The 15,014-nt window shown below is 72.2% G+C and carries 15 protein-coding genes; 6 read left to right on the top strand and 9 right to left on the bottom strand.

Features of this window, described 5'->3' with window-relative positions:
• Positions 1-75: 75 nt before the first annotated feature.
• Together ABZ716_RS12535 and ABZ716_RS12530 are read right to left on the bottom strand one after the other, a co-directional pair.
• Positions 76-1,329, bottom strand: coding sequence for an Ig-like domain-containing protein (locus tag ABZ716_RS12535; RefSeq protein WP_358811178.1), 1,254 nt, complete (start codon positions 1,327-1,329; stop codon positions 76-78).
• A 144-nt stretch (positions 1,330-1,473) separates the two neighbouring features.
• Complete coding sequence (locus ABZ716_RS12530) at positions 1,474-1,815, bottom strand: hypothetical protein (RefSeq protein WP_351883238.1); 342 nt, start codon at positions 1,813-1,815, stop codon at positions 1,474-1,476.
• A gap of 107 nt (positions 1,816-1,922) precedes the next feature.
• Between ABZ716_RS12530 and ABZ716_RS12525 the strand changes: the two genes are divergently transcribed.
• On the top strand, positions 1,923-2,249 hold the full coding sequence (locus ABZ716_RS12525; RefSeq protein WP_351883240.1) for a hypothetical protein: 327 nt from the start codon (positions 1,923-1,925) through the stop codon (positions 2,247-2,249).
• A gap of 65 nt (positions 2,250-2,314) precedes the next feature.
• Here ABZ716_RS12525 and hutH read toward each other — a convergent pair whose 3' ends face one another.
• The 5 genes from hutH to ABZ716_RS12500 form a co-directional block, all read right to left on the bottom strand.
• Positions 2,315-3,856 (bottom strand): histidine ammonia-lyase, encoded by a 1,542-nt coding sequence (hutH, locus tag ABZ716_RS12520; protein ID WP_351883287.1) that lies wholly within the window; start codon positions 3,854-3,856, stop codon positions 2,315-2,317.
• A 126-nt stretch (positions 3,857-3,982) separates the two neighbouring features.
• On the bottom strand, positions 3,983-5,098 hold the full coding sequence (locus ABZ716_RS12515) for a GGDEF domain-containing protein (protein ID WP_358811179.1): 1,116 nt from the start codon (positions 5,096-5,098) through the stop codon (positions 3,983-3,985).
• Between the two features lie 83 nt (positions 5,099-5,181).
• Positions 5,182-5,991, bottom strand: a complete 810-nt coding sequence (locus tag ABZ716_RS12510) for an enoyl-CoA hydratase-related protein (RefSeq protein WP_358958503.1) — start codon at positions 5,989-5,991, stop codon at positions 5,182-5,184.
• Positions 5,992-6,022: 31 nt separating this feature from the next.
• Positions 6,023-7,180 carry an adenylate/guanylate cyclase domain-containing protein gene (locus tag ABZ716_RS12505; protein WP_358811180.1) on the bottom strand — a complete coding sequence of 386 codons (1,158 nt, stop codon included), beginning with the start codon at positions 7,178-7,180 and terminating at the stop codon, positions 6,023-6,025.
• Positions 7,181-7,309: 129 nt separating this feature from the next.
• Positions 7,310-8,176, bottom strand: coding sequence for a biotin--[acetyl-CoA-carboxylase] ligase (locus tag ABZ716_RS12500; RefSeq protein ID WP_358811181.1), 867 nt, complete (start codon positions 8,174-8,176; stop codon positions 7,310-7,312).
• A gap of 131 nt (positions 8,177-8,307) precedes the next feature.
• Here ABZ716_RS12500 and ABZ716_RS12495 point away from each other — a divergent pair, with 131 nt between their 5' ends.
• The 4 genes from ABZ716_RS12495 (at position 8,308) to ABZ716_RS12480 (ending at position 10,975) form a co-directional block, all read left to right on the top strand.
• Complete coding sequence (locus ABZ716_RS12495; protein WP_358811182.1) at positions 8,308-9,900, top strand: acyl-CoA carboxylase subunit beta; 1,593 nt, start codon at positions 8,308-8,310, stop codon at positions 9,898-9,900.
• A gap of 21 nt (positions 9,901-9,921) precedes the next feature.
• Positions 9,922-10,134 carry an acyl-CoA carboxylase epsilon subunit gene (locus tag ABZ716_RS12490; RefSeq protein ID WP_351883252.1) on the top strand — a complete coding sequence of 71 codons (213 nt, stop codon included), beginning with the start codon at positions 9,922-9,924 and terminating at the stop codon, positions 10,132-10,134.
• A gap of 96 nt (positions 10,135-10,230) precedes the next feature.
• Positions 10,231-10,365 carry a hypothetical protein gene (locus ABZ716_RS12485; protein WP_358811183.1) on the top strand — a complete coding sequence of 45 codons (135 nt, stop codon included), beginning with the start codon at positions 10,231-10,233 and terminating at the stop codon, positions 10,363-10,365.
• Position 10,366: 1 nt separating this feature from the next.
• Entirely contained in the window at positions 10,367-10,975 is a 609-nt protein-coding gene (locus ABZ716_RS12480) for a nucleoside triphosphate pyrophosphatase (protein WP_358958724.1), read from the top strand.
• On the opposite strand, the gene ABZ716_RS12475 is transcribed toward ABZ716_RS12480, so the two are convergent.
• On the bottom strand, positions 10,956-11,393 hold the full coding sequence (locus ABZ716_RS12475; protein ID WP_358811184.1) for a hypothetical protein: 438 nt from the start codon (positions 11,391-11,393) through the stop codon (positions 10,956-10,958). The genes ABZ716_RS12480 and ABZ716_RS12475 overlap by 20 nt on opposite strands.
• Before the next feature lie 378 nt (positions 11,394-11,771).
• On the opposite strand from ABZ716_RS12475, the gene ABZ716_RS12470 reads away from it, so the two are divergent.
• Positions 11,772-13,535 carry a biotin carboxylase N-terminal domain-containing protein gene (locus ABZ716_RS12470; RefSeq protein WP_358958501.1) on the top strand — a complete coding sequence of 588 codons (1,764 nt, stop codon included), beginning with the start codon at positions 11,772-11,774 and terminating at the stop codon, positions 13,533-13,535.
• Between the two features lie 484 nt (positions 13,536-14,019).
• Here ABZ716_RS12470 and ABZ716_RS12465 read toward each other — a convergent pair whose 3' ends face one another.
• Positions 14,020-15,009, bottom strand: coding sequence for a DeoR/GlpR family DNA-binding transcription regulator (locus tag ABZ716_RS12465; RefSeq protein ID WP_358958499.1), 990 nt, complete (start codon positions 15,007-15,009; stop codon positions 14,020-14,022).
• Between the last annotated feature and the right edge of the window lie 5 nt (positions 15,010-15,014).

Raw genomic sequence — 15,014 nt, 5'->3', positions numbered from 1 at the left:
GAGATGGATAAGAACCAAACGGAACGGCGGGGAGCCCCTGAGGACTCCCCGCCGTCGACCGCCGGTCAGCTCACGTCACGCGGACGGGCCGGCCTTCCACTCCGCCCAGCTCATGTTCCAGCCGTTCAGGCCGTTGTCCGGCTGGATGGTCTTGTCCGGGGAGTTCACCACGGTGACCACGTCGCCGATGAGCGAGTTCTCGTAGAACCAGGCGCCCGCCGTGTCCGGGTCGTTGGCGCCCTTGGCGTCGTTGAGACCGACGCAGCCGTGGCTGGTGTTCACGCTGCCGAAGATGGAGTCGGCGCCCCAGTAGTTGCCGTGGATGAAGGTGCCCGACGTGGACAGCCGCATGGCGTGCGGGACGTCCTTGATGTCGTACTCGCCCTTGCCCTCGCTGTTCTTGAAGCCGACGGTGGAGCCGTCCATCCGGGTCTCCTTGAACTTCTCGGAGATCACCATCTGACCGTTGTAGGTCGGGTTCTCCGGGGAGCCCGCCGAGATCGGGATGGTCTTGAGGACCTGCCCGTCCCGGGTGACCGTCATCTTCTTCGTCTTCGTGTCCACCGTGGAGACCTGGCTCCGGCCGACCTTGAACGTGACGGTCTTGTTCTGCACACCCTGGACGCCGGGCGCGCCCTGCACGCCCTGGAGCGCCAGCTTCAGCGTGACGGTCGAGTTCGCCTTCCAGTACTGCTCCGGACGGAAGTCCAGGCGCTGGTTGCCGAACCAGTGGCCGACGACCTCCTGGCCGCTGCTGGAGGTGACGGTGATGGCCGACTGGACGGCCTTCGTGTCCTTGATCGGCTTGTTGAAGGTGATCGAGACGGGCATGCCCACGCCGACCGTCTCACCCTCGTCCGGTATGTAGTTGCCGATGAAGCTATTCTCGGGCGACAGGGTGGTGAAGGAGGCGTTCTCGTGCGCCTCGCGGCCCGCCTCGTCCTTCGCGGTCGCCGACAGGGCGTACTTGGTGGAGCGCTTCAGCGCGGCGTCCGGCTTCCAGCTCTTGCCGTCGGCCGCGATCTTGCCCTCGACGGCGGCGCCGTCCGAGCTCTTCAGCTCGACCTTGGTGAGCGTCCCGTCGCTGACGGTGACGTTCGTCCCGTCGTTCGTGGGTATGTTCGTGGCGCCGTCCTTCGGCGTGATCGCTATCTTCGCCTTGGAGGCGTCCTTCGCCGCCGCCGCGTCGACTTCGGCCTGCGACTTGGCCGCGTCCCCACCTGACTTGTCGGCACCCCCGTCATTGCAGGCCGAAAGCATCAGTACGCCGCCGAGCACGGCCGACACGGCTGCCAGGGACCTGCGCTGCCGCTTGCTGTACGTCCTCACACGTCACTCCATCGTTGCCGGAAACCCCAAGGCTGCATTCCCGGGATAGGGCCGGGCAGGGGGCACCGCCCCCTGCACGTCCTGACAACGCGTGAACGACGCGGTTCGGTTCCACACTCCGTTTGAATGTGTGCAACCCCACGGTCAGGCGTTGTCGGCCTCTTCTTCGAAGCCCCCATCTTCCTCGTCCAGGTCCCACTCCAGGGACTCGGGGTCGTATTCCACGGGTTCGCTGCTCCAGGAAGCCTGCGCCAGCTCCACGCCGGTGAGTTCCGCGACCAGGTCGGTCGGGTCGACGAGGTAGGCCAGGGCCTCGGACTCATCTTCCCTCACCGCGGACTCGGCGTGGCCGCGTTCCTCGTCGGGCATGAACTCGTCGGCCTTGATGTGGGCGAGGGCGGCACCGATGAGGGCGTCGGAATCCGACACCTCCAGTACCAGATCCACCCGAAGCCGGACGTAACGTGAGGTCTCAGAAGGGTTCATACGACGGAGAGTAAGCCCGCGACAGCCTCGACTTTCCCGCGACCCGCCCCTTTCACTAGCATCTGCGCACACGGCCAATTCGCTGCTTCCGCAAGGGGGATCGCACCGTGTCCGCACGTCGACCGCTCCTCACCGCTCTCGGAGCGACCACCCTCCTCGCCGCCCTCTGGTTCGTCCCCTCGGCGAACGCCACCGCCCCCGAACCGCCGGCCTCCTCCGGAGCCCCGGCCGCCGCCAACACCGGCACGGTCACGGGCGAGGGCACGGGGGACGGCACCATCGCCCCGGAGGCCCACCCCGCCACGATCACGGTCCTCTCCCTCGCCGACACCGGCAGCGTCGACACCACGCCGTACGTCCTGGGCGGCACCCTCTGCCTGGGCCTGGGCGCGGGCTTCGTGACCTTCTCGGTCCGCCGCTCACGGGTGGGGTAGCGCCACAACGGCGACAGGCCGCGCCCGGGTTGCCCCGGGCGCGGCCTGTCGTGTGTCAGGGCGTGCTACGCGAGCGGGCCCGTCACCGGCTCCACCGCCGCCACCAGGGCGCCGGCGCGGACGAAGGCGTCGGCGGCCGCGAGGTCCGGGGCCAGGAAGCGGTCCGGGCCGGGGCCCTCGACGCCCGCCGCGCGGACCGCCGCGATGGCGGCCTGGCTGGCCGGGGCCGGGGTGAGGCCGTGGCGCAGCTCCAGGGCGCGGGTGGCCGCGTACAGCTCGATGGCGATGATGCGGGTCAGGTTGTCGACCGCGGTGCGCAGCTTGCGCGCCGCCGACCAGCCCATGGAGACGTGGTCCTCCTGCATGGCGGAGGAGGGGATGGAGTCGGCCGAGGCCGGTACGGCGAGCCGCTTCATCTCGCTGACCAGGGCGGCCTGCGTGTACTGGGCGATCATCAGGCCGGAGTCCACGCCGGCGTCGTCCGCGAGGAACGGCGGCAGGCCGTGGCTGCGGTTCTTGTCGAGGAGCCGGTCGGTGCGCCGTTCGGCGATCGAGCCGAGGTCGGCGGCGGCGATGGCCAGGAAGTCCAGGACGTAGGCGACGGGCGCGCCGTGGAAGTTGCCGTTGGACTCCACGCGGCCGTCGGGCAGGACGACCGGGTTGTCGACGGCGGAGGCCAGCTCGCGGTCGGCGACCAGGGCGGCGTGCGTGAGGGTGTCGCGGCCGGCGCCGGCGACCTGGGGGGCGCAGCGCACGGAGTAGGCGTCCTGCACGCGCGGGGCGGACTCCTCCTGGAAGTGCCCGGTCAGGCCGGACCCCTTGAGCACGGCGGCCATGTTGGCGGCTGAGGCGCCCTGGCCGGGGTGGGGGCGGATGGCGTGCAGCTCGGGCGCGAGGACCTTCTCGGTGCCGAGCAGCGCTTCCAGGGTGAGGGCGGCGGTGATGTCGGCGGAGGTGTACAGCGTCCGCAGGTCGGCGAGGGCCATCACCAGCATGCCGAGCATGCCGTCGGTGCCGTTGAGGAGGGCGAGGCCCTCCTTCTCGCGGAGCTCGACCGGCTCGATGCCGTGTTCGGCGAGGAGTTCGCCGGCCGGGCGGACGGTGCCGTCGGGGCCCTCCGCGTCGCCTTCGCCCATGAGGGCGAGGGCGCAGTGGGACAGGGGCGCGAGGTCGCCGGAGCAGCCGAGGGAGCCGTACTCGTGGACGACGGGGGTGATGCCGGCGTTGAGCAGGTCGGCCATGGTCTGGGCGACCGAGGGCCGGACGCCGGTGTGCCCGGAGGCCACCGTCTTCAGGCGCAGGAACATCAGGGCGCGGACGACCTCGCGTTCGACGCGCGGGCCCATGCCGGCGGCGTGCGAGCGGACGATGTTGCGCTGGAGCTGCGCGCGCAGCTCGGGGCTGATGTGCCGGGAGGCGAGGGCGCCGAAGCCGGTCGAGACGCCGTAGACGGGCTCGGGCTTGGCGGCGAGCGCGTCGACGATCTCGCGGGCGCGGCCGAGCGCGTCCAGCGCCTCGCCGGACAGCTCGACCCGCGCGTTGCCTCGGGCGACGGCGATGACGTCCTCGGCGGTGGTCCCGGAGGTCCCCACCACGACAGTGTGCATATCCATATTCAGCACCCTACGGATTGAATCCCAACCTGTCACTAGCCTGCGATGTCACGATCGGGTGCACCCGGCACCCCTTACGGTCGCCCCCTCACGGCCGGACCTGACGGCCGGCCCGGAACGTCACTGCCTCCCCCGGAACCGCCGCCGCTCCCCCGGCGCCTCCTGGGCCGCGGCGTCGGCCAACCGCACCACCGCCGTGTCCCGTCCCGCGACCACCGGACCCACCGACCGGGCGGCCTTCGCCTTGTACTGCGCGGCGTCGGCCAGCCGGAACAGCCGCCGGGAGGACTTCACCGGCCCGATCGGGTCCCCGGTGGAGGCCACCCCGCACGCCACGCCCTCCCCCAGCTCCAGCGCGGCGGCCCGTACGCACACCTCCTCGGTGACCCGTACCACCTCGTCCGCCGACGGGCCGACGCTGACCAGGCAGAACTCGTCCCCGCCCAGCCGTGCGACGAGCGTGCCCGCCAGCATGGCCCCGCACAGGCTGAGCACCGAGCCGAACCGTTCCAGCAGCCGGTCGCCGGTGGCGTGCCCGAGGGTGTCGTTGACCTTCTTGAGGCCGTTGAGATCGCAGACGACCAGGCTCACCACGGCCCCCGTGCGCCGGTGCGCCTCCAGGGCCTCGTCGAGCCGCATGTCCACGGCCCGCCGGTTGGCCAGCCCGGTCAGCGGATCGGTGAAGGCCAGCCGCCGGGCCTCCTCCAGGCGTTCGTTCTGCGCGAGCCCGGCCGCCACGACCGCCGCCAGCACGGTCGCGAACTCCGCGTCGGTGTCGTCGAAGCCGGGCAACCCCTCGTTCCGGGCGACGTACAGCTCCCCCCAGGCGCGGCCGCTGAGCACGATCGGCGCGACGACGCAGCTCCCGCGCCCGCGCGCCCGCAGGGCCGGGCTCCGGCGCCCCGGCCTGCCGCCGTCGGCGCTGTCGACCCAGGCGTGCGGCCCGGCGCCCCCGGCCCAGCGCTCGTGCAGGAACTCGGTGATCTCGGGGAAATCGTGGACGGGGTAGGACTCGTCCTCGGGGAACTCCTCCTCCCCGGGCCGCAGCTCCCCCTCGTTCACCAGGACCCGCAGCCGGCCCCGCTCCCGCTCCCAGGCGGAGATGGCCGCGAAGGACCCGTCCATCGCCAGCCGGGCCCCCCGGGCCGCGGCCCGGACGCTGTCCCGCGGCGCGCAGGCCGCCGCCATGGCCTGCGCGAGGCCCACGACGGCCCGAAGCCGTCCGTCAACTCCCATCACCCCAGACTAGGGAGTTTTATCCGATTAAGTGATGGATGACGCAGGTTTCGGTGATCCCGGAGCGTGCCCGGACGGTACGGCTACTCCCCCGGCCACCGCGGCGCGCGCTTCTCGTTGAACGCCGCCACGCCCTCCGCCCGGTCGCCCGAGAAGGCCACCGTCCGCCACGCCGCGTCCTCGATCTCCAGCCCGGCCGCCAGGTCCATCCCGTGCCCCAGCCGCAGCGCCCGCTTGGCCGCCCGCAGCCCGACCGGGGAGTTCGCCGCCATCGCCGCCGCCAGCTCCAGGGCCCGCGCGCGGTCCCCGCCGGCCGGGGCCACCTCGTCCACCAGCCCCAGCGACAGCGCCTCGGCCGCCTCCACCCGGCGGGCCGTGAAGATCAGCTCGGCGGCCCGCGCGGCCCCGACCCGGCGCGGCAGCAGCTGCGTACCGCCACCGCCCGGGATCACGCCCACCGACACCTCCGGCAGCCCCACGACCGCCGTCTCGTCGGCCACGATCACATCGCAGGCCAGCGCCAGCTCGAAGCCGCCGCCCAGGGCGTAGCCGTGGACCGCCGCGACGGTGGGCATCGGCAGCTCCAGCACGCCCCCGTACGCGCCCCGGGTGGTCGGCCGCTGCCGCACCAGCTCGGCGTCCGACAGCGAGTTGCGCTCCTTGAGGTCCGCGCCCACGCAGAAGGCGCGCTCGTGCGTGGAGGACAGGACGACGACGCGTACGCCCCGGTCGGCGGCGAGCGCGTCGCAGGCGGCCGAGACCGAGCGGGCCATCTCCGTCGAGACGGCGTTCATCGCCTTGGGCCGGTCCAGGACCAGCTCCGCGACCACACCGTCCACGCCGTGCCGCCGCACCGCCACGAACTCCCCGAATCGGGCTTCGTTCCCGCTCACGGCACACACTCCCCGGAAAAGTTAACGGACGTTACCCGGGGATCTTAGGCGTCCGCCGCGTCAACGACCAGGGCTCCACGACACCCAGTCCGCGCACCGGCCGCTGCCACATCGGCTGGAGCGCGAAACGGTACGAGCCGCCGCCCTCCTCGCTCTCGGCGTCCTTCTCGGACTTCGGCGCGGCGCCCGTGCGGCCCAGCTCCTCGGCCATCGCGCCGTCCACCAGCACGGCGTCCTTCGGCGCTATCGAGGTCAGCCGGCTCGCGAGGTTCACGGTCGTGCCGAAGACGTCGCCCATGCGGGTCGTGACCGTCCCGAACGCTATGCCGACGCGCAGCTCCGGCATCTTCGCGTCCGCCTCCATCGTCTCGATCAGCCGCAGCGCGATCTCGGCGGCCGTCGCCGCGTCGTCGGCGGCGTAGAGCACCTCGTCGCCGAGGGTCTTGATCAGCCGGCCGCCGTGCGCGGCGACCAGGTCGGCGGCCGTGGTCTCGAAGGCTTCGACCAGTTCGCCGAGCTCCTCCTCCTCCAGCCGCCGGGTGAGCCGGGTGAAGCCGACCAGGTCCGCGAAGCCGACGGCGAGCCGCCGGTCGACCATCTCCTCGTCGTCCGCGACCTGCACCACCCGGCCCGTGGCCGCCGCCAGCTGCCGGCGCCACACGTAGACGAGGAACTCCTCCAGCTCCGGCAGCAGCAGCTCGACCAGCGGGTACGTGACCTCCGTACGGGTCATTCCGGGCTCGGGCGGCTCCGTCAGCCCCTCCAGGAAGGAGTCGATCTGCCATTCGGCCAGCCGGGCGGTGGTCTGTCCGGTGGAACGGGCGACCTGCACCGCCATCGGCTCGCTCAGCAGCCCCGCCTCCACCAGACCCGCCAGGCGCCGCAGCGCCAGCACGTCGGCCTCCGTCAGCGCCTTGGCCTGCCCGATGTCGGCGAAGCCCATGGCCCGCCAGAAGCGGGAGGCCAGCTCCATCGAGACTCCGGCGCTGCGGGCCGCCTGGAAGGGCGTGTACCGCCGCTCGGCTCCCAGGATGAGCTGCTCCAGCCGGATGGCCAGCGGGTCGGCGGTGGGCTGCGCCGCGTGGTCGACCTCGTGGAAGGGGGTGTGCTGGTCGCGTCCGATCGGGGTCCCGTGGCCGCTCGCGGAGCCGGACGAGGACGCGCTGGACGTAGAGTCGCCGACGGTCAAGGGCCGCCTCCTGTCCATTTCCGTGCGCGTCCGGGGAGCCCGATCGGGATCGCCTAAACCATACGGCAGGTGTGCCGTAGCTCACTCCCCCACTTCCGGCCCCGCCCACGTCGCAGCCCCGGGGAGGCCCTAGTGGACCGCCCGCAGGTGCACCACGTCGCCCGCTCCGACGGCCACCCGCTCGTCCTCGGCCGTCCGGATGACCAGGCGGCCGTCGGCGTCCAGCGCCTCGGCCGTACCGGTGAGGGTCCGACCCCCCGGGAGCTCCGCCCGCACGTGCCGGCCGAGGGTGGCGCAGCCCGCCGCGTACGTCTCCTGCAGCCCGCTCTCCCCCGGATCCCCGGCGGCGTCGCGCCAGCGCCCGTACCACTCCTCCAGGGACCGCAGGACGGCCTTCAGCAGGGGTTCGCGGTCCGTCACCGTCGCCTTCGCCAGGGCCAGGGAGCCCGCGGTCGGCACGGGGAGCTCGTCCTCGGTGAGGGTGACGTTGAGGCCGACCCCGATGACCACGCCCCCGGACACCCGCTCGGCGAGGATCCCGCCCGCCTTGCGCTCCTCGCCCTCCACGGTGACCAGCAGGTCGTTGGGCCACTTGAGCAGGGCCTCCACGCCCGCCGCCCGCGACAGCCCGGTGGCCGTGGCCACCCCGGCGAGCAGGGTCAGCCACGCCCAGCGTTCCTCGGGCACGCCCGGCCCCGGCTTGAGCAGGACGGAGAAGAACAGCCCGGACCGGGCCGGCGCGACCCAGCTGCGGTCGAGCCGCCCCCGGCCGGCGGTCTGCTCCTCCGCGACCAGGACGGTCCCCTCGGGAGCCTGAGCGGACCGCGCCGCGAGATCGGTGTTGGTGGACCCGGTGGAGGCGACGACCTCCAGCGAGGTCCACAGGCCGCCCGGCGTGACGAGCGCCCGCGAGAGCGCGGTGGCGTTCAGGGGCGGGCGGTCCAGGTTCGACCAGCGGCTCGGGGTCGCTCCGGATGAAGCATCTTGTGGAGTCATGCAAGCAAATGTAGGTGTGTCAAACGCCGCACTGCCGAGCGCCATGCCCGCCGATACGCTACGCACCAGTAGCCAGCAGCAGTCAATCAATTGACCAGGCAGTTGACACCACACAGGGAGCCGCGACCCCGATGTCCCAACCCTCAGAGCCGATCGACATGCACACGACCGCGGGCAAGCTCGCGGACCTGCGGCGCCGAATCGACGAAGCCACGCACGCCGGTTCCGAGCGCGCCGTCGAGAAGCAGCATGCCAAGGGCAAGCTGACGGCGCGTGAGCGGGTGGCGCTGCTCCTGGACGAGGGGTCGTTCGTCGAGCTGGACGAGTTCGCCCGGCACCGGTCGACGAACTTCGGGCTGGAGAAGACCCGCCCCTACGGCGACGGCGTCGTCACCGGCTACGGCACGGTGGACGGCCGCCCGGTGGCCGTGTTCTCGCAGGACTTCACCGTCTTCGGCGGGGCCCTCGGCGAGGTCTACGGCCAGAAGATCATCAAGGTGATGGACTTCGCCCTCAAGACCGGCTGCCCGGTCATCGGCATCAACGACTCCGGCGGCGCCCGCATCCAGGAGGGCGTCAGCGCGCTGGGCATGTACGGCGAGATCTTCCGCCGCAACGTCCACGCCTCGGGCGTGATCCCGCAGATCAGCCTGGTCGTCGGCCCCTGCGCGGGCGGCGCCGTCTACTCCCCGGCGATCACCGACTTCACGGTCATGGTCGACCAGACCTCGCACATGTTCATCACCGGCCCGGACGTCATCAAGACGGTCACCGGCGAGGACGTCGGCTTCGAGGAGCTGGGCGGTGCGCGCACCCACAACTCCACCTCGGGCGTGGCGCACCACATGGCGGGTGACGAGAAGGACGCCATCGAGTACGTGAAGTCGCTGCTCGCCTACCTGCCGTCGAACAACCTCTCCGAGCCGCCCGCCTTCCCGGAGGAGGCGGACACCGAGGTCACCGACACCGACCTCGAACTGGACGTGCTGATCCCGGACAGTGCGAACCAGCCGTACGACATGCACACTGTGATTGAGCACGTGCTGGACGACGGGGAGTTCCTGGAGACGCAGTCCCTGTTCGCCCCGAACATCCTGACCGGCTTCGGCCGCGTCGAGGGACACCCGGTGGGCGTGGTCGCCAACCAGCCGATGCAGTTCGCCGGCTGCCTGGACATCAACGCCTCGGAGAAGGCCGCACGCTTCGTACGGACGTGCGACGCCTTCAACATCCCGGTCCTGACCTTCGTCGACGTCCCGGGCTTCCTCCCGGGCACCGACCAGGAATACAACGGAATCATCCGGCGCGGGGCCAAGCTGATCTACGCCTACGCCGAGGCCACCGTCCCGCTCATCACCGTCATCACCCGCAAGGCGTTCGGCGGGGCCTACGACGTCATGGGCTCCAAGCACCTCGGCGCGGACCTGAACCTGGCCTGGCCGACCGCCCAGATCGCCGTCATGGGCGCGCAGGGCGCGGTCAACATCCTGCACCGGCGCACGATCGCGGAGGCCGCCCCGGAGGAGGTGGAGGAGACCCGGGCCCGGCTCATCACCGAGTACGAGGACGCCCTGCTCAACCCGTACACGGCCGCCGAGCGCGGTTACATCGACGCGGTGACCATGCCGTCCGAGACCCGCGCCCACGTGGTGAAGGGACTGCGGCAGCTGCGCACCAAGCGGGAGTCGCTGCCCCCGAAGAAGCACGGCAACATCCCCCTCTAGGTCCCCGAGGAGCTCACAGTGATGATCAAGGTCGTCAAGGGCAATCCGACCCCCGAGGAGCTGGCCGCCGCACTGGCGGTGGTCCACGCGCGCGCGGCGGCGCTGGCCTCGGCACCGTCGGGCGCGCCCCGGGTCCCCGACGAGTGGTCGGCGCCGGGCCGGGTGGCCCGCCGGCACACGCTGCGGCCCGGGCCGCGGGCGTGGGGGCGTACGTACTGGCCCCAGCAGGGCTGAACCGCGGGCCGCGGCCCGGAATATGACGCGAACGGACGGTGGCGCCTGAGTACCCGTACTCAGGCGCCACCGGCGCGCCGGGGCAAGGATCGGAGCATGCTCTGGTCAGACCCGAAGGACGAGCCGCCGAAGCAGATGCGCGACGCCCAGGCGATGCTGCGGCGGATGCTGGTGGTGCTGCTGCTGGCCACCCTGGTGGGCGTCTACGTGCTGGGCGTGGCCCCGTTCTAGGCTGGCCCCCATGACCGTACGCACGCTCGTCCTCGCTTCCGCCTCCCCCGCCCGGCTGAACCTGCTGCGGCAGGCCGGGCTGGCCCCGCACGTGATCGTCAGCGGCTTCGACGAGGACACCCTGGACCACGACAACCCCGCCGACCTGGCGCTGGCCCTGGCCGAGGCCAAGGCGGGCGTGGTGGCGGAGCTCCCGGAGGCCGCCGGCGCGCTGGTGGTCGGCTGCGACTCCGTGCTGGAGCTGGACGGCGAGGCACTGGGCAAGCCGGCGGACGCGGCGGAGGCCACGGCCCGCTGGAAGTCGATGCGCGGCCGCTCCGGCGTCCTGCGCACGGGCCACTGCGTGATCGACACGGCGACGGGCCGTCAGGTCTCGGCCACGGCCTCGACGACGGTCCACTTCGGCGAGCCGACGGACGCGGAGGTGGCGGCGTACGTGGAGAGCGGCGAGCCGCTGCACGTGGCCGGGGCGTTCACCCTGGACGGGCTGTCGTCGCCGTTCATCGACGGCATCGACGGGGACCCGGGCAACGTCATCGGCCTGTCGATGCCGCTGCTGCGCTCCCTGCTGGGCGAACTGGACGTGTCCATCACGGACTTGTGGGTCTGATCCCCTCCACGGGCGCGTCCGCCCCCGCCCGGTCGGCGTAGAGCGTCAGGGCCCCGGCGATCAGGCAGAAGATCACCATGGTCACCGCGAAGGCACCCCAGCCGACGAGCGCGGCGGCGAGGGCGCCGAGCACCAGGTGGGTGACGGCGGCGGCGACGAGGACCACCCGGGCGGCGCGGCCGGGCAGACGGTCGCGCAGCGCGGCGACGGCGAGGAGGACGGCGGCCAGCAGGAGGAAGGCCCCGAGGACCGCACCCAGCGCGTAGGTCGCCGTGGACATGACCTCAGGGTCGCTGCCCGCGACGGACATCGACTGGGCGGCGGTCGTCCGGGCGAGGACCAGATGGGCGACCACGAGCACCGCCGCCTCGACGACGAGCGCGAGCGCGCCCAGCCCCGCCACGAGTCTGCGCAGCACGACGCCCCCATCCCTCCCACGCCACAAGCGTGTTCGACGCCACGGAGGCTACTAACGAGTAAACCTGCGGACAAGGGGTCGGCACAGCTTCGTTACGCCCGGGGTGCCGTGACGGCTCTCACGCAAAGAATGCATAGGCCGTTCGTAGGGACTCCACAAAGAATCGACGGGGGCGGCTGACCGGCCGAACAGAGACCTCCGACGCGCCGCAGGGTTACTGTGCAGTCGGGGATCTCCCTGACCTGGGGTGACACAAGGGTTTTCACACTCAAGGGGCACTCGCATCACGCTCTGTGTGGGCAAGCTCACCACCGGGGAAGGGTCGTAAGGCCGTGTCGGCAGTCCCTAAACTCAGCTTGTTTCAAGGAGGGAGCCATCGTGCGCAAGGTGCTCATCGCCAACCGTGGCGAAATCGCTGTCCGCGTTGCCCGGGCCTGCCGGGACGCCGGGATCGCGAGCGTAGCCGTCTACGCCGATCCGGACCGGGACGCTCTGCACGTCCGCGCGGCAGACGAAGCTTTCGCGTTGGGCGGTGACACCCCTGCGGCCAGCTACCTCGACATCGGCAAGGTCCTGCAGGCCGCCGCCGACTCGGGCGCGGACGCCATCCACCCCGGATACGGCTTCCTGTCGGAGAACGCCGAGTTCGCCCAGGCCGTCATCGACGCGGGCCTGACCTGGATCGGCCCGCCGCCGCAGGCCATCCGCGACCTCGGCGACAAGGTCGCCGCCCGCCACATCGCCCAGCGCGCCGGCGCGCCCCTGGTCGCGGGCACCCCGGACCCGGTCTCGGGCGCGGACGAGGTCATCGCCTTCGCCCAGGAGCACGGGCTCCCCATCGCCATCAAGGCCGCCTTCGGCGGCGGCGGCCGCGGCCTGAAGGTCGCCCGCACCCTCGAAGAGGTCCCCGAGCTCTACGACTCCGCCGTCCGCGAGGCCGTGGCCGCCTTCGGCCGCGGCGAGTGCTTCGTCGAGCGCTACCTCGACAAGCCCCGCCACGTCGAGACCCAGTGCCTGGCCGACACCCACGGCAACGTCGTCGTCGTCTCCACCCGCGACTGCTCCCTCCAGCGCCGCCACCAGAAGCTGGTCGAGGAAGCCCCCGCCCCGTTCCTGTCCGAGGCCCAGAACGCCGAGCTCTACGCCGCGTCCAAGGCCATCCTCAAGGAAGCCGGCTACGTCGGCGCGGGCACCGTCGAGTTCCTCGTCGGCACCGACGGCACCATCTCCTTCCTGGAGGTCAACACCCGACTCCAGGTCGAGCACCCCGTCACCGAGGAGGTCGCCGGCATCGACCTCGTCCGCGAGATGTTCCGCATCGCCGACGGCGAGGAACTCGGCTACGGCGACCCCGTCCTGCGCGGCCACTCCTTCGAGTTCCGCATCAACGGCGAGGACCCGGGCCGGGGCTTCCTGCCCGCCCCCGGCACCGTCACCCGCTTCGACCCGCCGTCCGGCCCGGGTGTCCGCCTGGACGCCGGCGTGGAGTCCGGCTCGGTCATCGGCCCCGCCTGGGACTCCCTCCTGGCCAAGCTGATCGTCACCGGCGCCACCCGCGAGCAGGCCCTCCAGCGCGCCGCCCGCGCCCTGGAGGAGTTCCAGGTGGAGGGCATGGCCACCGCCATCCCCTTCCACCGCGCGGTCGTCGCCGACCCCGCCTTCGCCCCCGCCGACGGCACCCCGTTCACGGTCCACACCCGCTGGATCGAGACCGAGTTCGTCAACGAGATCCCGCCCTTCCAGGCCCCGGCCGCCGAGGACACCGAGGACGAGCCCGGCCGCGAGACGGTCGTCGTCGAGGTCGGCGGCAAGCGCCTGGAGGTCTCCCTCCCCTCCAGCCTGGGCATGACCCTGGCCCGCACCGCCGCCGCCGGTGGCGCCAAGCCCAAGCGCCGCGCCGCCAAGAAGTCCGGCCCGGCCGCCTCCGGCGACACCCTCGCGTCCCCGATGCAGGGCACGATCGTCAAGGTCGCGGTGGAAGAGGGCCAGCAGGTCAACGAGGGCGACCTCATCGTGGTCCTGGAGGCCATGAAGATGGAACAGCCCCTCAACGCCCACCGCTCGGGCACCATCGTCGGCCTGACGGCAGAGGTGGGTGCCTCCCTCACCTCGGGCGCCGCGATCTGCGAGATCAAGGACTGACACCAACGCCGGAGGGGCTACAGACAGTTGTCTGTAGCCCCTCCGGCGTATCCACGGCCCCTCCGGCGTCTCTACGGCCCTTCCGCCGTATCCATTGCCCCTCCGCCGTACCTACAGCCCTTCCGCCGTACCTACAGCCCCTCCGCCGTACCTACAGCCCTTCCGCCGTACCTACAGCCCCTCCGCCGTACCTACAGCCCCTCCGGCGTTTGAGGAGCGGGGGTCTGGGGGCGGAGCCCCCAGGGGCCCGGGGCGGAGCCCCAGGGCTTTTCAGCCCCGCCGGCGTTTGAGGCGACGGGCGCGCAGCGCCCGTACGGGTCCGGGGCGGAGCCCCGGGGAACTGGGGGCACCTCCCAGCGGTAGCTGGGGCAGGAAGGGCGGGTAGGGGACCAGCCCCGCAGGGCCGCCCACCCCGCACCGGTGCCCCGACGGGCCGCCCTGGCGGGAACAGCCCGGCGAAGGACACCGGCGGGGGGCGGACGCCCTAGCGGCGCCTCAGGTCCGCCACCCGCCCCCGCTCCGCGCCGCCGGCCTGCGGCTCCAGCATCCCCCCCGCCGCACTCCGCAGGGGCCCGGCCGGCCCCCCGCGCCGCTGGACCGGCAACGGCGACTCCCGCCGCGGCCGACGCCCCGGCATCCCCTCCGCGCCCCCGCCACCGGCCCCGCCGGCCCCGTGCCCCCCGGAGGCCGGCGCCGCCCCCGCCACAGTGATCTGGACCCCCTGATCGGCCAGCGCCTGCAACTCCGTGGCGGCCCGGTCGTCATGCTGCGGCGGCTCGTCGGTCACCAGGCGCGTCATCACGTCCGTCGGCACCGTCTGGAACATCGTGTCGGTACCCAGCTTGGTGTGGTCCGCCAGGACCACCACCTCCGCCGCCGCCTGCACCAGCGCCCGGTCCACGCTCGCGGAGAGCATGTTGGACGTGGACAGCCCGCGCTCGGCGGTCAGACCGCTGCCGGACAGGAAGGCCCGCGAGACCCGCAGCCCCTGGAGGGACTGCTCCGCGCCGCTGCCGACGAGGGCGTAGTTCGACCCGCGCAACGTGCCGCCGGTCATCACCACCTCCACCCGGTTGGCATGGGCCAGCGCCTGGGCGACGAGCAGCGAGTTGGTGACGACGGTCAGACCGGGCACCCGCGCGAGCCGGCGGGCCAGCTCCTGGGTCGTGGTACCCGCGCCGACGACGACGGCCTCGCCTTCTTCGACGAGGCCGGCCGCGACATCGGCGATGGCGGTCTTCTCCGCCGTCGCGAGATGGGATTTTTGCGGAAAGCCGGACTCCCGCGTGAAACCGCCCGGCAGAACCGCACCGCCGTGCCGGCGGTCGAGGAGTCCTTCTGCCTCCAGTGCCCGCACGTCCCGCCGTACGGTCACTTCGGAGGTCTGGACGACGCGGGCGAGCTCACGGAGCGAAACCGCTCCGTTGGCCCGCACCATTTCGAGGATCAATTGGCGACGTTCAGCAGCGAACACGAAAC

This window comes from Streptomyces sp. NPDC006687 (assembly GCF_040636215.1).
GTDB lineage: Bacteria > Actinomycetota > Actinomycetes > Streptomycetales > Streptomycetaceae > Streptomyces.
Note: the sequence above shows the minus strand (reverse complement) of the source record. Positions and strands in the feature narration are given on the sequence as shown.